This is a genomic window from Spirosoma lacussanchae (assembly GCF_005870035.1).
Taxonomy (GTDB): Bacteria; Bacteroidota; Bacteroidia; order Cytophagales; family Spirosomataceae; genus Spirosoma; species Spirosoma lacussanchae.
On sequence record NZ_SWJG01000004.1, the window covers coordinates 348,909 to 374,843 of the forward strand.

The 25,935-nt window shown below is 53.0% G+C and carries 19 protein-coding genes; 11 read left to right on the forward strand and 8 right to left on the reverse strand.

Annotation, left to right across the window (positions count from 1 at the left end; genetic code table 11):
• Positions 1-84 precede the first annotated feature (84 nt).
• From FBR45_RS17370 to FBR45_RS17405, 8 genes are all read left to right on the forward strand, one after another.
• Entirely contained in the window at positions 85-2,355 is a 2,271-nt protein-coding gene (locus FBR45_RS17370) for a RelA/SpoT family protein (protein ID WP_138504577.1), read from the forward strand.
• A 121-nt stretch (positions 2,356-2,476) separates the two neighbouring features.
• On the forward strand, positions 2,477-3,022 hold the full coding sequence (locus FBR45_RS17375) for a Fur family transcriptional regulator (protein ID WP_138504579.1): 546 nt from the start codon (positions 2,477-2,479) through the stop codon (positions 3,020-3,022).
• Between the two features lie 50 nt (positions 3,023-3,072).
• A complete protein-coding gene (locus FBR45_RS17380) occupies positions 3,073-3,555 on the forward strand; it encodes a DUF3291 domain-containing protein (protein WP_138504581.1) in 483 nt (160 codons plus the stop codon).
• Between the two features lie 75 nt (positions 3,556-3,630).
• Positions 3,631-4,920, forward strand: coding sequence for an adenylosuccinate synthase (locus FBR45_RS17385; RefSeq protein ID WP_138504583.1), 1,290 nt, complete (start codon positions 3,631-3,633; stop codon positions 4,918-4,920).
• Positions 4,921-5,219: 299 nt separating this feature from the next.
• Positions 5,220-5,945 carry a hypothetical protein gene (locus tag FBR45_RS17390; protein WP_138504585.1) on the forward strand — a complete coding sequence of 242 codons (726 nt, stop codon included), beginning with the start codon at positions 5,220-5,222 and terminating at the stop codon, positions 5,943-5,945.
• Positions 5,946-5,949: 4 nt separating this feature from the next.
• A complete protein-coding gene (gene eat, locus FBR45_RS17395; protein ID WP_138504587.1) occupies positions 5,950-7,281 on the forward strand; it encodes an ethanolamine permease in 1,332 nt (443 codons plus the stop codon).
• 104 nt (positions 7,282-7,385) lie between these two features.
• Positions 7,386-8,741, forward strand: coding sequence for an AAA family ATPase (locus FBR45_RS17400; protein WP_138504589.1), 1,356 nt, complete (start codon positions 7,386-7,388; stop codon positions 8,739-8,741).
• A gap of 733 nt (positions 8,742-9,474) precedes the next feature.
• Positions 9,475-12,963, forward strand: a complete 3,489-nt coding sequence (locus tag FBR45_RS17405) for a putative Ig domain-containing protein (RefSeq protein ID WP_138504591.1) — start codon at positions 9,475-9,477, stop codon at positions 12,961-12,963.
• A 15-nt stretch (positions 12,964-12,978) separates the two neighbouring features.
• Here the strand turns inward: FBR45_RS17405 and chrA are convergent, their stop codons facing one another.
• Positions 12,979-14,181, reverse strand: coding sequence for a chromate efflux transporter (gene chrA, locus FBR45_RS17410; RefSeq protein ID WP_138504593.1), 1,203 nt, complete (start codon positions 14,179-14,181; stop codon positions 12,979-12,981).
• Between the two features lie 94 nt (positions 14,182-14,275).
• Positions 14,276-15,232 carry an isopenicillin N synthase family dioxygenase gene (locus tag FBR45_RS17415; RefSeq protein ID WP_138504595.1) on the reverse strand — a complete coding sequence of 319 codons (957 nt, stop codon included), beginning with the start codon at positions 15,230-15,232 and terminating at the stop codon, positions 14,276-14,278.
• A gap of 179 nt (positions 15,233-15,411) precedes the next feature.
• Here FBR45_RS17415 and FBR45_RS17420 point away from each other — a divergent pair, with 179 nt between their 5' ends.
• A complete protein-coding gene (locus tag FBR45_RS17420) occupies positions 15,412-16,986 on the forward strand; it encodes a sensor histidine kinase (protein WP_138504597.1) in 1,575 nt (524 codons plus the stop codon).
• Between the two features lie 63 nt (positions 16,987-17,049).
• Here the strand turns inward: FBR45_RS17420 and FBR45_RS17425 are convergent, their stop codons facing one another.
• From FBR45_RS17425 to FBR45_RS17435, 3 genes are all read right to left on the reverse strand, one after another.
• Complete coding sequence (locus FBR45_RS17425) at positions 17,050-17,751, reverse strand: superoxide dismutase (protein WP_138504599.1); 702 nt, start codon at positions 17,749-17,751, stop codon at positions 17,050-17,052.
• A gap of 138 nt (positions 17,752-17,889) precedes the next feature.
• Positions 17,890-18,501 (reverse strand): recombination mediator RecR, encoded by a 612-nt coding sequence (recR, locus tag FBR45_RS17430; protein ID WP_129601495.1) that lies wholly within the window; start codon positions 18,499-18,501, stop codon positions 17,890-17,892.
• Positions 18,502-18,593: 92 nt separating this feature from the next.
• Positions 18,594-18,872, reverse strand: coding sequence for an ATP-dependent Clp protease adaptor ClpS (locus FBR45_RS17435; RefSeq protein WP_077922857.1), 279 nt, complete (start codon positions 18,870-18,872; stop codon positions 18,594-18,596).
• 170 nt (positions 18,873-19,042) lie between these two features.
• Between FBR45_RS17435 and FBR45_RS17440 the strand changes: the two genes are divergently transcribed.
• Together FBR45_RS17440 and FBR45_RS17445 are read left to right on the forward strand one after the other, a co-directional pair.
• Positions 19,043-20,506 (forward strand): sodium:solute symporter, encoded by a 1,464-nt coding sequence (locus FBR45_RS17440; protein ID WP_138504601.1) that lies wholly within the window; start codon positions 19,043-19,045, stop codon positions 20,504-20,506.
• A 49-nt stretch (positions 20,507-20,555) separates the two neighbouring features.
• Positions 20,556-22,454 carry a TlpA disulfide reductase family protein gene (locus FBR45_RS17445; protein WP_138504603.1) on the forward strand — a complete coding sequence of 633 codons (1,899 nt, stop codon included), beginning with the start codon at positions 20,556-20,558 and terminating at the stop codon, positions 22,452-22,454.
• A 109-nt stretch (positions 22,455-22,563) separates the two neighbouring features.
• On the opposite strand, the gene FBR45_RS17450 is transcribed toward FBR45_RS17445, so the two are convergent.
• From FBR45_RS17450 to FBR45_RS17460, 3 genes are all read right to left on the reverse strand, one after another.
• Positions 22,564-23,463 (reverse strand): SDR family oxidoreductase, encoded by a 900-nt coding sequence (locus FBR45_RS17450; RefSeq protein ID WP_246082285.1) that lies wholly within the window; start codon positions 23,461-23,463, stop codon positions 22,564-22,566.
• A 69-nt stretch (positions 23,464-23,532) separates the two neighbouring features.
• A complete protein-coding gene (locus FBR45_RS17455; protein ID WP_138504605.1) occupies positions 23,533-24,372 on the reverse strand; it encodes a crotonase/enoyl-CoA hydratase family protein in 840 nt (279 codons plus the stop codon).
• A 54-nt stretch (positions 24,373-24,426) separates the two neighbouring features.
• Positions 24,427-25,932 carry a DUF1501 domain-containing protein gene (locus FBR45_RS17460; protein WP_138504607.1) on the reverse strand — a complete coding sequence of 502 codons (1,506 nt, stop codon included), beginning with the start codon at positions 25,930-25,932 and terminating at the stop codon, positions 24,427-24,429.
• Positions 25,933-25,935 lie beyond the last annotated feature (3 nt).

Here is a 25,935-nt window from a genome sequence, read left to right on the forward strand (position 1 = left end):
GACAGCCCGTCGATTTTAGATTATTAATTTGTTATCTTGGTAGTACGAGTACAACCAAAGGCCATTCCTGAATAGACGCCAACTATGATCAATGCAATTGAGTCCCGGCCCAGTGTCGAACCCGTTATCGACCTGGAGCAGGAACGACAGGAAATTTTAAAACGGTACCGACGACTGCTGCGCTCAGCCAAACCGATGTTGAAAGACAACGACGCCAAGCTGATCAAAAAAGCGTTTAACACCTCTGCCGAAGCCCATAAAAACATGCGTCGGCGGTCGGGCGAACCTTACATCTACCACCCGCTGGCCGTTGCTCAGATTGCCGTTGATGAGATTGGCCTGGGTACTACCAGTATTGTAGCCGCTCTGCTTCACGATGTCGTTGAAGACACGGATACAACCATCGACGATATAGACCGGGCATTTGGGCCCAAAGTAGCCCGCATTATCGACGGTCTGACCAAGATTTCGGGTATCTTCGAGTATGGCACGTCGCAGCAGGCCGAGAATTTCCGGAAAATGCTGCTTACCCTTTCGGACGATGTTCGGGTCATTCTGATCAAGCTCGCCGACCGGCTGCATAATATGCGGACACTCGACTCGATGCCCCGCGACAAGCAGTTGAAAATTGCGGCTGAGACGATCTATATCTATGCCCCCCTCGCCCACCGACTGGGCTTGTACGCCATTAAATCGGAACTCGAAGATCTATACCTCAAACACGTAGAGCCGGAAGCCTATAAAGACATTGCCCGCAAGCTGCGCGAGACCAAGATTGCCCGCGACCGGTTTATTGGCCGATTCATCGAACCAATCGAAACTGACCTGACCGATACCAACATCAAATTCGTAATCAAGGGTCGGCCGAAATCCATCTACTCGATCTGGACAAAACTTAACAAGTCGAAGAAGCCGTTCGAAGAGATTTACGACCTGTTTGCCGTTCGGATCATCCTGAACGTACCCCCCGAAGAGGAGAAAGCGGCCTGCTGGCGGGCGTATTCGATTGTTACCGACCATTATAAACCTAACCCAGACCGGTTGAAAGACTGGATCAGCACCCCCCGCACCAACGGCTATGAGTCATTACATACCACAGTCATGAGCAAGTCGGGGCAGTGGGTAGAAGTGCAGATCCGTACCGAACGGATGAACGAGATTGCCGAGAAAGGCTACGCAGCTCACTGGAAATATAAAGGAAATGATACCCAGACCGGGGCTGGGATCGAAGCCTGGATCAGCCAGGTGCGCGACATGATCGAGTCGGCCAGCAACGGGGACAAAAAAGCTGCCATTGAGTTTGTCGATGACTTCAGAAGCAATCTCTACAGCGAAGAGGTTTTTGTTTTTACCCCTAAGGGAGACCTGAAGGTCCTGCAGCGCGGTTCGACGGCCCTGGATTTCGCGTTCGACATCCACACGCAGATTGGAGCCCGCTGTATGGCTGCAAAGGTGAACAACACACTGGTACCGCTGAGCCATGTACTTCAGAACGGTGATCAGGTTGAAGTCATTACTTCTAACCGGCAGAAGCCTTCGGAAGACTGGCTGCGGTTCGTAGTGACGTCCAAAGCCAAGACGAAGATCAAAGACCTCATTAAAGAGGAGAACAAACGCTACGTGACCGATGGGCGCGAGCTGGTCAATAAAAAGCTGCGGGTGCTGCGGGTAGAGATGTCTAACGAGGTCATCAACCAGCTGCGGGCTTACTTCGGCTCTAAAACCACCGACGATTTCTTTTACCGGGTTGGCAAGGGGCATATCGATGTCAGCGAGCTGAAGAAGTTTAAGGCCGACAAGGAAGCCCGGGAAAACCGCGCCAACAAGCTCAACACCGATGCGCTGCCCGATGCCAAAGCCTTCGTAAAAGAACTAAAGAAAATTCATGGCGAACGGGCCGACGCCGACATGCTGCTGATCGGTGAGGATATGGACCGCATCGATTATACGCTCTCTAAATGCTGTAACCCCATTTCGGGCGACGACGTGTTTGGGTTCGTAACCATCAACGATGGCATCAAAATTCACCGCGTTACCTGTCCGAACGCAGTCGAGTTAATGTCGAATCATGGCAATCGGATTATCAAGGCTAAATGGACCAGCCAGAAAGAGCTGGCCTTCTTATCTGGTCTGCGTATTACCGGTACCGACCGGGTAGGCCTGGTCAACGATGTGACCCGAATCATCAGTAATGAGCTGCACATTAATATGCGCTCTGTCACCATCGATTCTAAAGACGGAATCTTCGAAGGAAATATCCGGCTCTACGTTCACGATACCGCTCACCTCGAAACGCTCATGCGTAAGCTGGAGCGGGTACAGGGCGTTTTTGAAGTTGTCCGTTTTGACTCCTGATCAGCTTTACTTACGGGATTTGGGGTACGGCAGTCAAGCAGATCATATCCTGCAACAACTTCCGTAAACCGAATCCCGTAAACCTTACTTACCTTTGCACTTTCAACCAACCGGAACAGACATGACTGCGCCGACTCAATCTAACTTAGAATCCGCCCGGATGATTTTTACGGCCTACCTCGAACGGAAAGGCCTCCGTAAAACCCCGGAACGGTTTGCTATACTCGAAGAGATCTATAACCGTCAGGACCACTTCGATGTCGACGAGCTATATATCTCGATGAAGAACAAAAAATACCAGGTCAGCCGGGCAACCGTGTACAACACCCTGGATGTTCTGGTCGACTGCGACCTGGTTACCAAACACCAGTTTGGTCGAAACCTGGCTCAGTACGAAAAGTCGTATGGCTACCGCCAGCACGACCACCTTATCTGCACCGACTGCCACAAAGTGATGGAGTTCTGCGACCCCCGTGTGCAGAATATTCAGAATATGGTCGGCGACATGCTGAAGTTCAATGTCATGCACCACTCGCTGATTTTTTACGGTTCATGCCAGCGCGATCCCTGCGAAAACCGGCGTGAGTCCAATAAAGATGCGGCCGGTATCGAAGCGGCCGGTATGGAACGTGCTGATGAAGAGGTATCGATCAGTAGCGGGCAGTAAGATACAAGCCGCAATCGTTTAATTAAGGAAGCCATATTCGTGTAAGCCAAATGCATCTCGCTCAGTTGAATATATCCCGTATGCTGGCGCCAACGATCGACCATCCGATTATGGCCGATTTTGTGGCGCAACTGGCAACCGTTAACGCCCTGGCTGAGCAGAGTGAGGGATTTATCTGGCGACTGACTGGGGACGGGAACGATGCCACCAGCCTGCGCCCGTTTGACGACGATCGTATTATTGTCAATATGTCGGTATGGCAATCACTGGAGCACCTGCAGGCTTTTGTTTTCCGGACTATGCATGCAGCTGTCATGAAAAACCGCGGCAAATGGTTCGAGAAGCCTAAAGAGTCGATGACGGTGCTCTGGTGGGTACCGACTGGCCACCAGCCTACGGTCGACGAAGCAAGAGCCCGACTGGAACACCTTAATGCTTTTGGCCCCAGCCCCCGGGCGTTCACATTCCGGAATACATGGCCAGCAACCGATCTGGTCCCGTTAGATGAGTCATCAGGTCGTACTTTCCCTTAACCGTCGCTCCACTACGCAGCGCGGTTTTACAGCGATAACGAACGACATAAACGCGTTAATTTTATTTCAGGTGTAATGGTAGATGTTTTATTAGGCCTCCAGTGGGGCGACGAAGGAAAAGGTAAAATTGTGGACGTACTGGCTCCACAGTATCAGGTTGTAGCCCGGTTTCAGGGTGGTCCCAATGCCGGACATACGTTAGAGTTCGACGGTTTCAAGCACGTATTGCACCAGATTCCTTCCGGAATTTTCCGTAACGACATTCTGAACATCATCGGCAATGGCGTTGTACTGGACCCAATCGTTTTCAAACGCGAAATTGATGGGCTGGCCAAATTCAACCTGCCCCTCACCCAAAACCTGCAGATATCGAAGAAGGCATCGATCATTCTACCTACCCACCGCCTGCTCGATGCAGCTTATGAACAGGCAAAGGGAGAATCGAAAATAGGGTCGACCCTGCGCGGCATCGGACCTACCTATCAGGATAAAGTGGCCCGTCAGGGGCTGCGGGTTGGCGACATCCTGTCTCCTAATTTCGCCGATAAGTACAGCCGTCTGGTTGCTATTCATAAAGTAATTCTGGAGCAGAACAACTTTGACTTTGCTTCCGTATTACCCCAGTCCGAAGAAGAATTCTTTGCCGCTGTTGACTTTATGAAGCAGTTTCAGCTCACCGACAGCGAATACGCCGTAAACGAAGCCCTGCAATCTGGACGCAAGGTGCTGGCCGAAGGCGCTCAGGGCTCCCTGCTCGACATCGATTTTGGTTCCTACCCGTTCGTTACCTCCTCCAACACCATGACGGCAGGCGCCTGTACGGGTCTGGGGGTGGCACCCGGGCGCATTGGGGAGGTCTATGGCATTTTTAAAGCCTACTGCACCCGGGTCGGAAGCGGCCCCTTTCCTACCGAACTGTCGGACGCCACCGGCGAGCAGATTCGTCAGGAAGGTCGTGAGTTCGGCGCCACAACCGGTCGGCCACGTCGGTGTGGCTGGCTCGACCTGCCGGCGCTCAAGTATGCTATCATGATCAACGGTGTAACGCAACTGGTGATGATGAAAGTTGACGTGTTGAATATCTTCAGCGAAATTTTGGTGTGTACGCACTACCAGATGCCGGACGGTACCGTCACCGATCACCTGCCTTACGATATGACCGATGTTGAGCTGAAGCCCATCTATAAATCGTTCAAAGGCTGGCAGACCGACCTGACAAACATCCACGCCTTTGATGACATGCCAGAAGCCCTGGCCAACTATGTCCACTATCTGGAAGAGTCGCTGGGCCTGCCGATCAGCTTTATTTCCACCAGCCCCGACCGCGAAGCCATCATTCATCGGCAAACGGCGGGTGTCCTGTAAGTCGATGCATCAACAGGGGCCTGATCGGTTCCGCGATACTACGTTTCTCTAAAGGTGCCCGGTTGCAGTCGGCAAAGCCAGCTGTAACCGGGCACCTTGGTTTTCTGATCTGCCAGTCCGGTGCAGTCTATCGTTTTCTGAATTTCTATTCCATTTATCTACCCCGTGTCAGGCGTCTGATTGACACCCAGAATGCCCGCCCTGCCTTGAAAAGGCAATAGCTGTTGACGTCGGCGCCCGGGGCTCGCTCGGCTTTTTTGCGTACTTTTGGTAGTAAGCAGGTCCCGTTTTGTTTCCTTATGTCAGCGAAAGCCCTTTACCAGACCCTCTATCAATCCGATCAGCTCTTCCGAATACCGAACGAACGCTGGAGTCCCGGGCCGCTAGCCAGTGTTCTGGCAGACATTCCGGTTCATGAACCCGCCCCTGCCCTTACCCCAACGATTGATCTGATCAGCGCCCTGGATGAGCTGGCGGCCCAGGCACCCGCCCCGGAGCCCGAAGCCATCCTGGTCGATTCGGCCGACCTGATCGTGTCGCCCCTGCCGGTCGATGCTCCGTCGGTGCCGTTGCTGATAACCCCCGAGCCGCTACCTCCTCAGGCACCCCGCCCTACCGTTCCGTCTGTTCAGCCCCCCGCTCAGAACCAGGCTCGCCTGTCGCCGATCAATCATAAAGTTCTTCTGCTGGCCGACGAAGAGCTGGACCCCAGCAACCTCCTGTTTCTGGAAAAAATCCTGAAGGCGGTTAACCTAAACATCGATGGGGTTGACCTGCTCAACCTACACGGGGTACGAGATGTCGACTTCGCGGAGCTGGTTCACGGCAAAAAGATCCATCACTTTATAACGTTTGGCGTACCCTTCAACCGGATTCACCTCGATATTGCCATGGACCGCTACCAGCCTGTTCGTTTCTTCGGCATCACGTTTTTGATGGCTGATTCGTTACCAACCATCGAAGCCGATCAACAACTAAAAAAGCGGCTGTGGGCGGCTCTACAACACATTTTCATACAACGGTAACGCTATGCCTGAACCCGCTGCGCCACCTGCCTCCCTTCGCCGAGTCCTATCGACCACCCAGCTCTGGGCGATTGCCGTTGGCATGGTGATCTCGGGCGAGTATTTTGGCTGGAACTACGGTTGGGCCGTGGCAGGCACGGTAGGATTCCTGATTGCTACGCTGATCGTAACCGTGCTGTATCTGACATTTATATTCAGCTATACCGAACTGACAGCGGCTATTCCGGATGCAGGCGGTCCCTTCGCTTACGCTTTCCGGGCGTTTGGCCCGACGGGAGGCTTTGTAGCGGGCTTTGCCACCCTCGTCGATTTTCTGATGGCGCCCCCCGCCATTGCGGCTGCCCTGGGCGCCTATGCCCATTTTCTCAATCCGGCCTTACCCGTTCTGGGGGTGGCCGTGGCTTCCTATATCGTCTTTATTGGTGTGAATATCCTGGGCGTGCGGGAGTCAGCCAACTTTTCCGTTATCGTGACAGTGCTGTCAGTGGTCGAGTTGCTGGTCTTTATGGCACTGGTAGCCCCCGCTTACAAAACAGAGAACCTGCTGGCTCACAACGACGGCTTTGGCATTGGCGGGGTATTTGCGGCCCTACCTTTTGCTATCTGGTTCTATCTCGCCATCGAGGGAGTGGCTATGGTTGCCGAAGAAGTAAAGGACCCTGTCCGTACCATTCCGCGCGGTTATCTGCTCAGTATCGGCACCCTGGTCCTGCTCGCGCTCGGGACCATGATTCTGTGCGCTGGCGTTGGCGACTGGCGGCTGCTCAGCCAGATCGATTATCCCTTACCCGAAACCCTGGCCATGGTGCTGGGCCGACAGAATTCCTGGGCCAAGGTCTTTGCCGGACTGGGTCTGTTTGGGTTAATCGCTTCGTTCCACGCCAATACGCTGGGTTACTCGCGGCAACTATTTGCCCTGGCGCGGGCTGGCTACCTGCCCCGATTTCTGGCAACGGTCAATGGACGTTTCCGAACCCCGCACTGGTCGTTGATTGGTGGTGGCCTGGTTGGACTGGCCGCTTTATTTTCAGGCACAACCGGCGAAATCATCACCCTGTCGGTAATCGGTGCGCTGGTTATGTACCTGGTCAGCCTGCTCAGTTTGTTCAGGTTGAGACGTTCGGAGCCGGGTCTGGCACGTCCGTTTCGTACACCTTTTTACCCCGCAGTTCCCTTAACAGCGCTCATGCTGTCGGTGGTTTGCCTGCTGGCTATCTTATGGTATAATCCCGGATTGAGCCTGCTGTTTGTAGGGCTGCTGCTGATAGGGTACGGCTTGTTCCGCTGGCTCTACGTCCGGAAAAATCCCCCGGTTTCGACACCTATTTCCGACTAACATTTGCTTGAATGGGGCACTATTCACGTATTTGAGGGCGTTTTCTATAAACGCACCCTTAACCGGCAATGAATAACCGGACAGAAAATGTGAACCCAGAACGCATGGAACCAACCAATCATCCTGACTTTCAGCATGGCTATGCCAGCGGTCTAGAGGGGGTCGAACGAACGAATTACGAAGGCTACCTATCTAGTCAGGTAAATACCAATTGGCTGACGGACCGAATAAACGAGAAACGAAACGAACTTGTCAACCTGGATCGACATATCGCCCAGACTACCGAAGATAACCGCGCTGCCTATGCCGAGTTGCAGAACCATACCGTACAGGTCGAGCGCCTATCCAGACAGGTCAGACAACATGAATCTAATCGGGAGGCTATAGAAGCTGAGCGCGATGCCTTACGCGAACGACGGGTCAAAAATACGCCCGATTACTCACTGCTGGCCGGGCTGCTGTTTCTGGTAGCCGGCATTTCATTCCTGGCGGGCGACCTGATCATCTCGCACGAAATTGTTGCCTACGCGCTCAACATCAGAAACCCCAACGAAGCCTGGGCGTTTGCTATTGGTCTGGCCATGGTGTCGATTCTGCTCAAACCTGCTTACGATCGACTGATTGAGAAGCCTTATCAGGAGAACCCGGAACAGAATCAGGGGAAATATGAACGGTTCAAGATTGCGCTGGCTTTGTTTGCCGTGCTGACTCTGGCCGTATTGGGCTGGTTCAGGTACGAAGCCTACCGGACTGATCAGCTCAAGTCGGCCATTAATAAATCGATTCGCCAGCTTCAGCTAAGCAGCGATCCAACGGCCGCTACACAGACCCTCGATGCGGCCACACTGGCTAAAATAGAAAAACAACTGTCTGAATCGAGTGAGTTAAACCTGGCTCTTGTCAATAGTCCCTGGGCCTTACTATCGTTCGTACTCAGCGGAATTTTGTTTGCGCTGGCTGGCGCGGTTTGTCTGGGTATCGCTCTCCCGGTATTGTCGGCCTTCTGGTTCCGCTGGTTGCAGGCTGATATCAAACTGGGCAAACTTCGGCGTCGACTGAAACGGGTCGAGAAAGAACTCAGCCCGCTGGAAGCCCAACTGGCCGAGCAGAACAGTCGGCAAAACGTACTGCAGCACAATCTTGACCTGCTCGCCGATCTGAACGAGCTGCGCGATCAACGACGCACGCTTACCACCGAACTTAGTGAACTGCTCGCTGAGCTCAAATTAGCCCAGACGGATAGCCGCATCAGTAACTTCAACGACGGTTACGGCCAGGGCGAAGCTGTTAGAACCGTACTTAACGACGATGAACAACGTCAGCTCCGTAAAGACCGGCTGGTTGTGCACAATCGGGTAAACGGAAACCATCAGGCCGAACACGCGAACGGCACGAACGGAAAAGCATCGCTTCCTAAATCGTACCAGCCAGCCGAAACACTTCCCTCTGAAGGTCTGTAGCCCAGCTATTCGGACGGTTAGCCAGCCATACCGCCTTAGTCAGTCCAGGTACATAGCGTGCCAGGCCGACTAAGGCTTTTTTATGTAGTAGCGTCGAAGTCAGCCCGACAGTTTGACCAAAACGCACATGGAGAATTCTAAAATAGAATCCCAAAAAAACGCGCATTAGATTCATTATTATAACATAATGTTTAACTACAAACCAACAATTATATCAGAGAATATATTACCTACCAGAAAGTCTTTTCTGAAATATTAATTTATAAAACACAATAATTTATAACTAATAAAGTCACTATAAATTTCTTTGAAATAGAATAGTAAAATTTACAATAACACACATTCATTACACAAGTAATGCAACCCATTTTGAGATATTTATGTATGCGTTCTTTAGAATAGTACAGTCAAAATAAAGAACAAATATTTAGTCAAATTTAATCACTCTTTCTCGAGATTAGAATAGCATATACATAGACATTAATACATCTGTATTTCAAATATAGTTTTTTATTTTATCAACTGGCAATACGGTTTATTACGCTACAATTTATATCTATAAATCAGCTTATTATCAACCCAATACTATTCATTATCCATCTACTAGTGTGACTTTTTCCGGCATGAAACGTATAGGAATCACTACCGTCATTTCTTCAGGTTTTTTGTATAATAATAAGCTATCATACGGAACCTGTAGGCTACTCCTGACGCATGTCCATATCCTTTTTTTATGCGTACTATTCATACCGCTTCTTATACCCGCCTGACCACGATAGCTATATACTTATTGGTCCTTTTTTCCTGTACTGGCTATACATTACTTGCCCAATTACCTGCCGGATTTTCTAAAAGCGTTATTCAGGACAACTATACGGGGTCGGTTGGTATTTTGTTTTCTAACGACGGTAACCGCTTTTACGTTTGGGAGAAAAGCGGCCGGGTTTGGGTCTCAACCTGGAATGGATCGTCTTATGTACGGCAGAACACGCCTGTTTTAGACATCAGCGAAGAGGTTGGCGAATGGAACGACTTTGGTCTGCATAGCCTTTGTTTTGATCCTGACTTTGAGACCAACGGCCTGGTCTACCTGTTCTACACCGTTGATCTTCATCACGTACTATATTACGGTACTCCACAGTACAATAGCTCCAGCAATCAATACCACAACGCCACAATCAGCCGGGTAACCCGCTATCAACTACAGAACACAGCGGGCCTCTTAACTACCAACTATGCCAGCCGGACCGTACTTCTCGGCGAATCGAAAAACACCGGCATTCCGGTTACGTACGAGTCGCACGCGGGCGGTACGATTCTGTTTGGGAAAGACGGCACTTTGTTGGTATCAACCGGTGATGGTGCTCATCATGAAGGGGTTGACGTTGGTAGTCGATCAGAGACATACTTTCAGGCTTCGCTTAATTATGGGATGATGAGAGCCAACGAAAATGTCGGTGCGCTCCGATCTCAACTGGTCAATTCGCTATGTGGTAAAGTACTTCGGCTAGATCCTGCCACGGGCAATGGGGTACCGAGTAATCCATTTTATGATGCCGCGAATCCACGTTCCCCCCAATCACGCGTCTGGACTCTGGGGCTACGAAACCCGTACCGAATGAGCCTCAAACCAAATACTGGGAGCATTGACCCCGCCGATGGGAACCCCGGCACCCTGCTGATTGGCGATGTCTGCTGGTACAAAATCGAAGATTTCCACGTTGTCGACAAAGCTGGCCTGAACTGCGGCTGGCCCCTCTACGAAGGCCTTGACCGCACTATATCCTATTATGGAACCAATGTTGCCAATCTGGACGAACCGGGGCAACCAACCTTCGAAAGCCTTTGCGTGCCGCCTACCTCCTTTATCGACAACCCCAATCCAACGCTGCGCCGTTTTACCCATTCAAGACCGGCGCTCGACTATAGCCACAGCACGGCTCAGACGCGGGTACCCGCCTTTAGCGGAAGCACTCCGATAACCCGTGTTATTGGTACTACGGGTGCTCCGGCAGGAACATCGTTTTACGGCAATTGTATCATCGGCGGCCTTTATTATACCGGAACCCAGTTTCCCGAAATTTACCGCAATACGTACTTCTTTGCCGATCATGGGCAGAACTGGATCAAAAGCCTCGACCTCCACGATGAGGGCGACCATGTCGTACATGAAGTAAGAAACTTTGCCGCCAGCAATTTTGACATTGGCATAGTCGATTTGAAGATGAACCCCCGCGACGGGTCTCTTTTTTACGTTCGGGTGCAAGGAGTAATTTCAAGGATTAGCTATGGCGGTAACCAGCCACCAGTTGCCAATGCTTCCTCTACCACGCCTTATGGCACCTCGCCGTTGAGCGTTTCGTTTACCGGATCGAACTCGATTGACCCCGAGGGCTTACCACTTACTTATTCATGGGATTTTGGCGATGGTACGACCTCAACGGCTGCCAACCCGGTACATGTATTCGCCGACCCCAACGTGCGGGCCTATACCGTTACGCTGACCGTAAAAGATAATCTGAATCAGGTATCTATTCCTAAGCAGATTACGGTCTCGGTCAATAATACACCCCCAACGGTCGAGATCACCAATCCGGTAGCCGGCACTCTATATCCAATGAGTCAGGAAACCCCCTACCAGCTGCAGGCCAGTGTGACCGACACAGACCTAAGTAACGTGTCGTACGAATGGCGCGTATCGCTTGAACACAACAATCACACCCACCCAGAACCCGTACTAACCAGTGCTAACCCGACGATCTATATCTCGCCGGTTGGCTGCAGTCCTAACGAAACCTACTATTACTTAATCTCGGTGACGGTTACCGATAATGGTGGCCTCAAAGCGACTCACTCGGTTACACTCTACCCAGATTGTAATTCGGCCAGTTCGCTGGTCACCAATGTCTCCGCTGTGCCCGAGCTGAATGCGGTGCGGGTTAACTGGGTTAACCCAACCGCCACATTCGATGAAGTGCTTGTAGCAGCCCGGGCCGAGATTGGATTCACGGATAGACCCACCGGCACTGCCTATGCTGCCAACACTAGTTTTACAGGAAACGGCACCCCGATCGAAGGCGGTAAGGTTGTTTACAGAGGTATCGGTACGAACGTAACCATCACGAATTTAAACCCGTTGATTCAATACTATTTCAGAGTCTACACGCGGGTAGGAAATACCTGGAACGGGGGCGTAGAGGTCAGTTCAATACCTAACCTGCCGCCAGTTGCCTCTACCATTCAACCGCCTGCAGCAGCTACCGGTCAGGTGTATTCGTATGCCATACCAGCATTTACTGACCCTGAAAGCCAAACCCTGGCCTATACAGCCAGTGGTTTACCTGCCTGGCTGAGTTTCAACAGCACAAGCCGTATTTTGACGGGAACACCTACCCAGTCTGCCAGTTACACGATTACAGTCAGTGCGACTGATCCGGGAAGTTTGACCACTTCGGTACCGGTAGTTATCGTTGCCGGTCCGAATCAGGCGCCCGTAGCCCCTGCTTCTACTACCCAACTTGCGGAGACAACCCAGTTCTTCAGCTATACCGTACCCGCCTTCACCGATCCCGAGGGAAAGTTATTGACCTATAGCGCTTCCGGATTACCTGGATGGCTCAATTTTAACACCTCGACTCGCCAGCTCTACGGTACGCCTACCCAGGCAGGCTTCCACAGCGTCTCCATCCGGGCTACCGATCCATTGAGTTTGTTCTCTACGGTTATAGTGGGCGTTAGAGCCTTTGTTAATCAGCCACCGGTACCACCGACAATAAATGCTCAGACAGCAGAACTAGGCTACCTGTTTAGCTTTACCGTACCCGCCTTTACAGACCCGGATGGGCAACTTCTTTCCTACAGCGCCAGTGACGTACCAAACTGGCTGACGTTTACAAACACAAGCCGGGTATTAACCGGAACGCCCACCCAGGCGGGCAGCTACTCCGTTACTGTAAAAGCTACGGATCCCCGCAGTCTGTCAGCCTCGGTTCGGGTGGTGATTAACGCAGGCGTTTGTAGTATGGTTACCGTAAAAAACGGTAGCTGGAATGACCCCTCGGTATGGTCCTGCAATCGGGTTCCTAACAGTGCCGATGCCGTACGGATTGAGCACCCGGTCAACGTACCCGATAACTACGCAGCTTCAGCGCTGAAAATAACGTTCGCAAGCGGTATAACCCTTCAAATGGGGCAAAACGCCCTAGTTTATTTTAGCCAGTAACGGGAGTTTATCTCGTCAGAGTATCAGCCCCGCCACCAGCCCAATCCCAATGAGCGCGAAGGGAGGCAGCCGGGTGTAAAGCAGCACGATCAGCGTTCCTATCACAATGACGACCGAAGGCCAGTGAGGAGCCATCGGCTCAAACAGAGCAATGGCAGCAGCCGCCGTTAACCCCGTACTGGCCGCGTTGATCCCATCCAGCGAAGCCCTCACTACCCGGTAGCGCTTCAGCTGGTCCCAGAACCGATAGACGAAAAAGATCAGAAACATACCCGGGAGGAATATCCCGGCTGTTGCGACAAAACTACCCCAGAACTGGGCGTTCGGCCCATCGGCTCGCATCGATAACGCCCCTATATACGAAGCGAACGCAAAGACGGGTCCGGGTATAGCCTGCGCCAGCCCTAATCCCGACAAAAACTCTTCTCTGGACAGGTAGTGCTTGAATGCAACAAACTCGTTATACAACATCGGAGTCAGCACCTGTCCACCTCCAAACACCAGGCTGCCGTTCCGGTAAAAATTCTCGAACAACCGAACAGGTAGTGATTGTGTGATAGCGCCTAGCCCCGCAGCAGCCAGAAATACACCTAGCCACAAGAAGAAATTAGCCCACTCTATGCGAAGCGGCTGCTTTTCCATGCGTTCCTGTTTTTCGTATGTTAACGCCGTTGTCAGGCCCCCTATGGCTATTACAATGGGCGTCATAATGGGTGAACGAAATACATAAGCCACCAGAGCCGCCGTGAGCGCCAGCGCCAGACTAACCTGGTTTTTTATGACCTTCTGCCCAATTCGATAGCCGGCTACGATCAGGAATCCCACCGCCATGGGTTGAACGAACCGCGCAAAATGCATCGACAGATTATGTTGTTCGAGGTAGTAAACGCCCATACCGGCCGCTGTCATGATACAAACGCCGGGCAAAACCCAAATCAGAAGGGTCAGATAAGCCAGATTGGGCCCACCGATTTTAAAGCCCAGCGCCGTTATGGTCTGGGTAGAAGTAGGTCCTGGAAGTATTTGACAGAGGGCATTCAACTCCATCAACTCATCTTCTGTCAGATACCGGCGCAGCTTCACGAAACGATCGTAGAACATAGCCAGGTGCACCTGTGGACCGCCAAAGGTTGTTAAAGCCAGAAAAGCCACATCTTTCAGAAAAATGATGTAGCGAATCTTACGAACAGGCTTTAGTTGGGGAAGGTAGCCAGTCATGAGGGGTAGACAGTGGCGATCAGCAGGCAGTGCTTGTTACGTTCGATCAGCCCGGGCTCAGCACCCGTCAGACGCCCGGGCTGATCGACATTTCTTATTTCTTCAACCCCAGTTCACGAAGCCGCTCATCCAGAAACTCGCCGGCGGTCATGTCAACATACAGCTTGGGATGCTCAGCATCAATACAGCTTTCGAGGCTGGTCAGATCCATCTCGGCACGCGGATGCATGAAGAACGGTATCGAGTAGCGGGATTGATTCATTTTTTCCCGCGGGGGGTTAACCACCTGGTGAATGGTCGACTTAAGCTTGTGATTGGTCAGTCGATCCAGCATATCACCCACGTTGACAATAACCTGGTCGGGAAGGGCTGTAATCCCAATCCATTTACCATCGCGCCGAAGCACTTCCAGACCATCGGCCGAAGCCCCCATCAACAGCGTAATCAGGTTGATGTCACCATGCGCAGCCGCCCGAACGGCGCCGTCGGGGGTCGTATCCGGATCGAGCGGAAAATAATGGAGGGCCCGCAGGATGCTATCCCCGTTTCTGACTTTGTCGTCAAAATAGGTTTCGGGCAATTTCAGATACAGCGCAATAGCCCGCAATAACTGTTTACCAGCGTTCTCCAGGGTTCGATACGCCATTAGGGTAGCCTCGCCAAAGGCCGGAAATTCAGCAGGCAGCACATTGGCAGGCATGCCGTCTTCGGGTTCGGGCTGACCAATATGGTAAAACTCCTTAAGGTCAGCTACCTTGAAGCCTTTCGCGGTTTCTTTTCCCTTACCGATGTACCCGCGCTGCCCATGCAGTTCGGGATGTTCGTATTTCTGTTTGAGTTCGTCAGGCGCCGAGAAAAAAGCCTGAGCCGAGTCGTATAACGCACGAGTCAGGTCGTCGGTAAGGCCGTGATTCTTAATGGCAACGAATCCTATCTGATTGAAAGCCCGGCCCAGATCCTGCACAAACTGCTCTTTCTGTACGGGGTCTCCCGTCGTGAAATCAGCTAAATCCAGCGAGGGGATTTCGTCATAAAGTTCTTGAGATGACATAAATGTACTGTTTCCACAAAATTAAGAAACTTTGGCATACCGCAGGGCTTACAGTCACCCCTGTATGAATCTATGGAATTAGCCAATTACACTCAAACCTTTTAAACAAGTCAAGTCATGGCCTTGTTGACTATAGATTGAGGGGAATCTGTTGTTCGCCTGTGTAAGTTTTCAGCGTTATGAGCATACAAGATACCGGCTCGACCGATGTGCCGGTTTCGCTCTGGCAGGCTGCCTTAAATCAGTCAGCCAGTGGAATTACCGTCTACACGGCCGTTCGGGACACAAATGGTCGTATTCAGACATTTCGGGTAAAACTCGCTAACCGGCGGGCCGAACAGTTTTTCGGGGTTAGCAGTCAGGCCGTGCTTGAAAAAACGCTTGATCAGTTATTTCCCTTTCCTAACCAGCTCAAAACGTTCACGACTGATATTGCCACCGTGGTAGAGCAGGGACAGGCCCTGCACCGTGAGCTGTTTTTCAGCCCCAACCCTACTCACTCCGGTGCCTGGTTCGATCTGGGTATTGAGCCTCTCGGTGATGGACAGTCTGCCGTTGTATCCTCTACCGACATCACCGCGCTCAAAAATGCCCAGCAGGCCCTACTGGGCGAATCGATTCTGTTCAAAACGATATCGTCCAAGGTGCCCGACATGAGCGTTGTAGTCGTTAATTATTTTCAGAAAATTCTGTTTGCCAACGGCGAACTGCCAGGCCTGTACGTTAGCCGAAGCGCCGACGAGGTACTGGGAAAACGTATCTACGATACGATATTACCTGAGTATCAACTAGACTGGAAACAATACATCGGTTCGGCTCTCGACGGAGAGCAGCATACATTCAACGACCACTGGGGCGGTTGGCGGTGCGAATGTTACGTGGGTCCGGTTCGGAATGAACAGGGCGATGTGGTCATGGTCATTTGTGTGTACCGGGATATAAGCGAGGCTTTTCGGCAGCAACAGACCTTGCAACGCATGAATAACGATCTCCAGCAATCGAACCGTAGTCTGGAGCAATTTGCCTACGTGGCCAGTCATGACCTGCAGGAGCCTCTCCGAAAGATCAAGTCGTTTGGCGATTTGTTGAGTCATCAGTACGCGGGTCACCTCGACGAGGCTGGCCAGGATATTGTTCATCGTATGCAGTCGGCGGCTGACCGGATGAACGCGCTCATACGAAATCTGCTTACGTACGCCCGAATCACAACCCCGGCCGGTCTTGCCCATCAGCAAAAACAGGATCTGGTCAGTACCCAGGATATTCTCAATGATATTCTGGCCGATCTGGATGTGATCATTCACGAACGGAATGCCCGGATAAGAAGTAATATGACGCTTCCGATGGTTCCGGGCGATGCGACGCAACTACGGCAGCTGTTCCAGAATCTGCTGACCAATGCTATCAAATTTACCCGGCCTGATCAACGCCCCAACGTTGAGATAAACGGGCAGCTGGTGCGGGGTAAAGAGGTACCTGAGTTTATCGGCATCGACCGGGCTAATGAATATGCCCAGATCAGTGTTCAGGATAACGGCATCGGCATAGCGCCCGAGAACTTTGATAAGATCTTTGGTTTGTTCAACCGTCTGCACGGGCGGCAGCAGTATGCGGGGTCCGGAATCGGGCTGGCCACCTGCAAGCGCGTTGTCGAAAATCACGGCGGAACAATTGTGGTCGATAGCCAGCCTGATCAGGGAACCACGTTTCAGGTCTATCTGCCCATGCACGTACCCGAACAGATTATTCCCTGAAAATGAAATCCCTGGTAACGCGATTCTCAGCTTACCAGGGATTGATCTCTTTTTTTCGGCCTGTTAGCCAAAGTTCTTTCCGATCTTGTTCCAGTCGAACACGTTCCAGGCGGCCGTGACGTATTCGGGTCGGCGGTTTTGATACTTGAGGTAGTAGGCATGTTCCCAGACGTCAAGTCCCATAAGCGGGGTGCCTTTTTTCTCAGCCAGGGCCATTAACGGATTGTCCTGATTCGGTGTTGTGGTGATGTCAATCCCGTCGCCGGTTTTGATAAGCCATACCCATCCCGAACCGAAACGGGCAGTAGCCGCTTTACCCCACTCCGTTTTGAAATTATCGAACGAGCCGAACTTCTTGTTGATGGCAGCTGCGAGCGCTCCTTTTGGCGCACCTCCTGCGTTAGGGCCGATGGTGTTCCAGAAAAATGTATGATTCCAATGGCCACCCGCATTGTTCCGAACCGCAGCTGGCGTCTTGCTATCGATGCTTTTCACCAGGTCGTCGATGCTCATTTTGGCCATGCTGGCGTTTTCGGGCATCGCAACAGCTTTGTTAAGATTATCGACATAAGCTTTATGGTGTTTGCCGTGGTGAATCTCCATTGTTGTTTTGTCAATATGGGGTTCGAGCGCACCGGCGTCAAAAGGTAAAGGAGCCAGTTTAAACGGACCTTCGGCCTGCGAGGGTAAAAAACCAAAGGAACGGGTAGCCACGAGGCCTGCCGACGCCCCCAAAGCCAGCTTCAGAAACTCAGAACGGTTCATGCGAGTGTTGGTTTGTAGAAAAATAATGCGCTTACTGAACGAACGGGCCAGCGGGCCAGATGTTTCAATAAGCGCAAAGAAAGGCAGTTTTACCAATAAAGCGAGTAACCGCCCACCACGGCAGGCCCCAGGGTACCGTTAGTCGTAGGCGATTCGGCTGAGGATACTGCGACCCAGTGTAACTTCATCCGCATATTCCAGATCGCCCCCGATGGGAATACCGCGGGCAATGGTCGAAATTTTCAGGTTGAAGGGCTTCAGTTTCTTCTGCAGATAGAAGGCGGTGGTATCGCCCTCCATGGTTGGGCTGATGGCCAGGATAATTTCCCGCACTTGCTCCCCTTCGTCGCCCCGCAGCCGGTTCACGAGCGAGTCGATCTGCAGATCGCTGGGACCGATACCTTCTACCGGCGAGATAATGCCACCAAGTACATGATAAAGTCCTTTGTACTGCGCGGTATTCTCGATAGCCAGCACATCGCGCGTATCTTCAACCACGCAGATCAGAGTCTGGTCACGCTTAGTACTGGCGCAGATGCCACAGAGGTCGTGATCGGAGAGGTTATGGCACTTCTGGCAGTATTTTACCTGGGTGCGCATGGCCGTCAGGCTTTGGGCCAGCGATTCAGTTTGTTCTTCGTCACGTTTGAGCAGATGCAGTACTAACCGGAGTGCGGTTTTCTTCCCGATACCCGGCAGTTTCGACACCTCGTTCACCGCGTCTTCTATCAGTTTAGACGGATACTCCAAGGGTATTTTGAATTATGAATGTGAACTATGACCGGGTGGCCGGTACAACGATGAACTCATGAACGTCGGCATTCACAATTCATCCCATCTCACTACTTCAGTACCTCTGCTGAAATTCCGCGTCGGCAAATTTCATTGCGCATGGGCACCAACTCCTCCCAGGAGCCATTTTTGACGCTGCACTTCCCTTTGTAATGAATCAGCAGCGTACACTGCTCGGCCTGCTCGGGCGTATGCTTGCAAACGTCGATCAGGGTTTCGATCACGTGATCAAAGGTATTTACGTCATCATTGAAGACAACAAGGTTGTGCACGTCGGTATCGACCACCTCGTCGAGCACGTCGGTGTATGTTTCTTCAAAAGGTTGCATGGGCAATGAAATGCTGATTATTTAGCAAATTTACGGCAGATTTGGCACTTTTGAAAGCCGAAGGCCACCGTATAAACAACCTCGTTTCAGGCTAAAAAGTTGCTCTTTCTGCTGTTTATCAATAGCCTGAACGCTCGTTTTCTTCACTGCGTCCTGCGTAATAACCGCCTATGAATACCACCATTGCTCTTGTCATTCTGGTTGCTTATTTCGGCATGCTGATTGCCGTTTCGTTCTATACCGCCCGGGGTGCTGACACCACTACTTTTTTTACCGCAAACCGGCAGTCGCCCTGGTGGCTGGTGGCGTTCGGCATGATCGGCACGTCCCTGTCCGGCGTAACCTTTATCTCGGTTCCCGGCGCTGTAGGCAAAATTGGTTTCTCCTACTTCCAGGTCGTTCTCGGCTATATCATCGGCTATCTGGTTATCGGAACGGTTCTGATGCCGCTCTATTACCGGCTCAATCTGATTTCTATCTATGGCTATCTCGAAAAACGATTCGGATTCTGGTCCTACAAGACCGGAGCCGGTTTCTTTCTGCTGGCCCGTACGGTGGGGTCTGCCGTTCGGCTGTACGTTGCGGCCGGGGTGCTGCAGATCGCGCTGTTCGACGGACTGGGCATCCCGTTCGGGGTTTCGGTGCTGATCACAATCGGTCTGATCTGGGTTTATACCTTTAAAGGGGGCGTAAAAACCATTATCCTGACCGATTCATTGCAGACCATCTTCCTAGTCACCGCCGTTATTCTGACCATTTATCTGATCTCGCAGGAACTGGGACTATCGTTTGGCGGACTGGTACAAACCGTTCAGGATAGCAGCATGTCGCAGGTTTTTTACTGGGATGCCAATGATCCGAAGAACTTCTTCAAGCAGTTTATTTCGGGTATTTTCATTGCCATCGTCATGACGGGTCTGGATCAGGACCTGATGCAGAAAAACCTGACCTGCAAAAACATTGGTGAAGCGCAGAAAAACATGTTCTGGTTCACCTTTACGATGGTAATCGTCAACTTCCTGTTCCTGTCGCTGGGAGTGCTTCTGTACCAGTATGCCCAACGCGAAGGAATTGCCATACCGACCCGTACCGATGACCTCTACCCGCAACTGGCTCTAAACCACCTCGGGCTGGTAGTAGGTATTACGTTTCTGCTCGGCATTACAGCAGCTACCTACGCCAGCGCCGATTCGGCCCTGACCGCACTGACTACCTCGTTCTGCGTCGACTTCATGAACGTAGAAGCGCGACCCGAAGCCGAGCGGTCTCGCATCAAGCACATTGTACACATTGGTTTTTCGTTGTTGTTCTACGTGGTGATCATTGTTTTCCGGCAGCTCAACAGTAAAGAAGTGATTACGGCCGTTTTTGATATTGCGGGATACACGTATGGACCGCTGCTGGGGCTGTACGCATTCGGTATCTTCAGCAAACGGCCCGTACTGGATTGGGTGGTGCCGTTTATCTGTCTGGCCTCGCCCGTACTGACCTACATTGTTAACGAAAACTCGGCGGCCTGGTTTAACGGCTACCAGTTTGGTTTCGAGCGGCTGCTGTTAAACGGCCTGTTCACGTTTGTCGGTCTCTGGGCCGTGTCGCGTCCCGTTAAAGAAGCAGAGCCGGTAACCGCCTAAGTAGACGGCGCTGGCTTTTCAATTCATTCGTTTCTACTCTCACATCGTTATGAACGCTTTACGCAGCCTTGTCATACTGGTATTGCTCTCGTTTGCGGCAACGGCTCAGGTTCGGTTCCTGCCGACTAATCCGCAAGTCGACCAGGTTGTTTCCCTCACCTATTCGCCAGAGGGAACGGGCCTGGCGGCCGACAGTCTGATCGAGGGCCGCTACGTTCGGTACGGAGCCCCGGCCGTTATGCAGCTGAGCCGTCCTACGCCCCTAGTGCTTACGCGACGGGGCAACGTCTTCGTAGGCGAATTCCGGTTACCTAAAAAAGAGGTGGCGGGGGTAATGCTTTTGTTCCGAAACAGTCGGCAGCCTCAGCGGGCCGATCTGAACAACGGTCAGCTGTACGTCATACCCGTCTGCGACAGCACCGGGCAACCGCTTCCGCACGCCATCGGGGGTCAGGCCTCTGTGTTCACACGAACCCACTTTGTATACGAGACAGCGCCGGCCAGCAAACCCGATCTCAACCGCATCATCGCGCTTTATGAACAGGAGCTGGCCCGGCATCCGGATGTTTACCCACAATACTGGTCCGATTACCTGGCCGCCCTGGTCAAGCAGAAAAAACCGGGCTACGGCCCCAAAGTCAAGACGGCGATCGGAGCTTATCTGAAGTCTGTATCAGCGCCGTCTACGGCTGATCTGACGGCTGCGGCTTTACTCTATGAAAGTCTGGGCGACTTTAAAAGCGCCAACCTGCAACGGGAGCGCATGAAAACAGTCGACCCAGCGGGGTCGCTGGCGCAGAAAGACCGGGCAGCTGCCATCCGGAATGAGCCGAACTGGACTCGCCGACGGGCGCTGTATCAGGCCTACATACGGGAGTTCCCCAACTCGCCCTACGCCCCCGGTCTGACGGTTTTGATTACCGATGGCTACTTCAAAAACAACGATCTTCCCGGCTTGCTGGCCTTCGTGGAGACGCAGCCGCCCGCTCATACCGATGTACTGATGCTGAATACCATGGCTTTCCAGCTCGCCGACGAGCGCCGGTCGCTCCCCGAAGCAGAAAAGCTAGTCAGGAAAGCAATTGCCCTGCTGGACACCCAGGGCAAACCCGCCACCTTCCGGGGCGACTGGAACCAGGAGCGGCAGAATCGGCAACGGGCTCTCCATAACACCCTGGCCCGCGGGCTCGAGCAACAGGGTAAAGATGCCGAGGCTTATGCAGCCTATCAGCAGGTTATCGATCCGGAAGCGGCCGAAACCAGCGATCCGCGTACCAACGAGCGTTACTATCTGTGCGCCCTGCGGACGAACCACGCTACCGAAGCCCGTCCCCTGGCCGAAGCGGCTGTCAGCGTAGGAAAAGCAACGCCCCGGCTCAAAGCAGCCCTGCACGACTGGTACGCTAAACAACCCGGTCAGAACGCAGCCAAAGCCGATGCCTACCTAACTGAACTGGAAGCCGACCTGCGCGCCGACCAGCGGGACGAACTGCGCGAACGGCTGATCAACGAACCGGCTCCGGCTTTTTCACTGACCGACCTGCAGGGCCGAACGATTTCATCGGCAGCCCTGCGAGGCAAAGTGGTCGTGCTCGATTTCTGGGCTACCTGGTGCGCGCCCTGTATTGCGTCGTTCCCGGCCATGCAGCAGGCGCAGGCCCGTTTCCAGAACGACCCGGCCGTTCGGTTCCTGTTCGTAAATACCCGCGAAGGTGGCCGGGTGCAGCGGGTTCGGGAGTATATGAGCAAGAACCCCTACCCGTTCGTTGTACCGCTCGATCTTCAGCAGAAAGTTTCGACGGCCTACGGCGTCCTGGGCATACCGACCAAAGTGGTGATCGGACCCGATGGCCGAATCCGCTACCGGGCAATAGGCTATACCGGTACGCCCGAAGCTACCGTGAATGAAGTGACTCTCGTTGTCGAGCTGCTTAAAGAAGGCAAATAATTGGCCACCGATTAGTTTTTCTACGTGTCCTGCTCACTGGCGATTGATTCTAGCAGTAAACCAGTGGCAGGACACGTAGCCCATGGGCTTGTTGAGACTCAGGGGCAATTTAGGACTGGCCTTTGCTGGCTTTGTTGGCCTGCTTGATGGTCTGTTCGATCATATCCCACTGATCACTGGTCACTTTTTCGAGATGGCTAAACTCACCGGCGGCTAACACTTCGCCCCCGTCGATGGTGATGCTCTCGCCCGTGATATACCCCGAATAGTCCGATAGCAGGAAAGCGGCCAGATTGGCCAGCTCGCCGTGTTCCCCAACGCGTTTTAACGGAATACGGCTGGTTGGGTCCATCATGCTGGCCAGCGGTTCGGGAAACAGCCGATCCCAGGCGCCCTTGGTCGGAAACGGTCCTGGAGCAATGGCGTTGAGACGAATGCCGTACTTTCCCCACTCAGCGGCCAGCGACCTGGTCATGATGAGGGCACCGCCTTTGGCAACTGCGCTCGGCACCACATAACCAGAACCAGTCGTGGCATAGGTCGTTGATATGTTCAGTACAGTGCCTTTGATATTGTTATCGATCCAGTATTTGCCGACGGCCAGCGTGAAGTAATACGTACCGCGCAAAACGATGTCGACAATAGTATCAAACGCTTTGTAGGAAAGTCGCTCGGTTGGGCTGATAAAGTTACCGGCCGAGTTATTGAGCAACCCATCGATCTGACCGAATCGGGCAATGGTTTCGGCCATTACGTGCTCGATCTGTTCGGGGTTTCTGACGTCGCAGGCCACCGCCAGCACCTGCCCCGCCCCGGTCAACTGGCTCGCTTCGTCGGTAAGCTCCCGGGCTGTTTCATCGATCACAGCCTGCCGCCGGCTACAGATGGTGACGTTGGCACCCAACTGAATCAGGTACCGGCTAATCGATTTACCGAGGCCGGTTCCCCCGCCTGTTACAATGATGGTTTTTCCGTTCAGCGCTCCATCGCGCAGCATTCCTGTGGTCATGGTTTAACAGTCTAGGCGTAAAGAAAAAGTGAGTGGTTGTCGTGGAGCCCCCCCGGGCAAACGCACCCGTTAATACCCTCGGTTTACTTTTTTGTTGAACTCGGCCTTGCGCCGGTCCAGGGTGGCCTGCATGGCTTCGCCAAAATCAGCCGACTGCATCTGGCTCGAGTTCCAGACGGCTACGTACTGCATACCGTCTTCCAGATCTTTTCCGATGCCGTAGTTCAGCACCTCTTTGGCACCCTGTACGGCCGGAGCGGGATTGTCCGCAATTTGACGGGCAAGCACCTGGGCTGCGTCGAACAGGGCCTCGGGCGTATCGTACACGTGATTGACCAAACCGGTTCGCTCGGCAAAAGCGGCATCGTAGTCGCCCCCGGTGAAGGCCATTTCGCGGGTGAAGCCCTGCCCGATCAGATGCGGCAGAAACTGAAGACCACCAATATCCGGGGTAATGGCTAATTTGGCTTCACGCAGGCTGAAGCGCGCATCCCGTGAGCAAAGCCGAATGTCGGCCGCGGCAATCATATTCAGCCCACCTCCGATACACCAGCCATGCACAGCGGCAATGACCGGCTTCGGAGATTCGTGCATCTTTATGAACCCCGACTGCATGAATCGAATCTGCGCCATCAGCTTCCGGCGTTCGTCGGCCATGGGGTTACCGGTGGCCATGCTGGCAATCCGGGGCAGCATTCGGGCTACGTCGAGCCCATAACTAAAATGATCTCCGCTACCCCTGAACAGGACGCAGCGCACGCTGGGCAGCTGGTTTATCTCATCCATAGCCCGGGGTAATTCTTCCCAGAATTCGGGTCCCATGGCGTTGCCTTTGCCAGGGCCAAGCAGCACAACGGTCATGACGCCGTCGGCTTCGGTTAGTTGGAGCGATTGATAGGTCTGTTCCATGTCGCGAATAGTATGCGTGCATACGGTTAGGCGTAAAGGTAGCAGATTTAGGCATTAGCCGGTCATGCGTATCGAATACGGACCCGTAAACTTCAGCTGGCCAGCCACCTGCATACGTCGAACGGTAATGTTACGATCCACGATCAGGGTATGGCCAGCGTTGATTTTTACGTATTCACTGGCAAACGGTACCCGTCCTACCGTCCAGCGGCCCGGTTCCTGCCAGCTTCCCGACGACAGGGTTTCTACCACGTTTGAAAAAAGAGATACGGTCGGGAAGCTGCGGGCGAGTATCGTGTTGGTGGTAGCCGGAGCCGTACCAAACCAGTCGTTCAGAATATCCGAATAAACCCGGCGGAAATCGATCTGCATGGTCACTTCTTTGTTGCCAAACTGTCCGCTCAGGTTGGCCAGGTCAGGATTTTGGCCAATGGTCTGGTGTTTAACCCCCGAGCCGAAAACGAACATGGGCGCGGCCACGCCATGATCTGTCCCCTTCGAATTGTTGGAATTAGCCCGCCGGCCAAATTCAGAGAAGGTCATCCCGATAACCCGGTCTTCGGTACCCTGGAGGGCCAGGTCGCGCTGAAAGGTAGCGATGGCTTTGGCAACTTTTCCCAGCAACATGGCGTGTTCTCCCTGGGTCACGTCGGTACTGTCGACCTGCCCCGAATGGGTATCGAACCCGTTCAGCGACACAAAGTAAATTTTTGACTTCATGCCCCCGTGAATAAGCCGGGCCACGATTTTGAGCTGATCGGCCAGGTAGTTTTTTTCGTACGACTCCGGATAAACAGCCAGGTTCCGGCCAGCCTCAGCCGCCCGCCTAATCTTGTCGGCGTAGCCAACGGCCAGGGTCTGCTGTTTGCGGATAAACGTAATCAGCTCGCCCGCATCGCCGGGTTGCTGTTCGCCCGGCGCCGGCGGATCTGTGCCAACGAGAGCGTAAAAATTGTCGGGATCGTTCAGTGCGATGGCCATCGATTGCTGGCTGCCCAGCAGGGCCGTTGAGGTTACGTAGCCGATCTGAATAGCCAGCGGGTCGTCCATCTGGGGATTCGGGTAGCTGGCCGGATAATCTGGGAACCGATTATCCAGATAGCGGCCCGCCCAGCCCGACGTTACCAGTTGTTCCGAATCGGCGGCTGTCATCCAGATATCGGTCGATCGCGCGTGCGACTGGTCCGGGTTGGGGTAAGCCACCGAGTGAATTACCGTCAGTTTTCCGTCGTTATACAAATCCCGCATACCGGTCATGGCCGGATGAAATCCCGTTGTCGGATTACCGTCGAGGGTAAGCACCCGATTCTGCGGAATGGCAATATTGCTCCGGAGGGAATTATAGAGCGATAGCTGATCGAGCGGAATGACCGTGTTCAGGCCATCGTTGCCACCGTTCAGGTAGATAATGACCAGCACCCGATCCGTATTGACGGCCGATGTCTGGAGCAGCGACTGCACCAGGGCCGACTGCCGGTTCATGGCTTTTAGCCCAAACCCGTCGAGCATGACCGGTGCCATACTGGCCGATACGGCAGAAAGAAAGTTCCTACGGTTCATAGC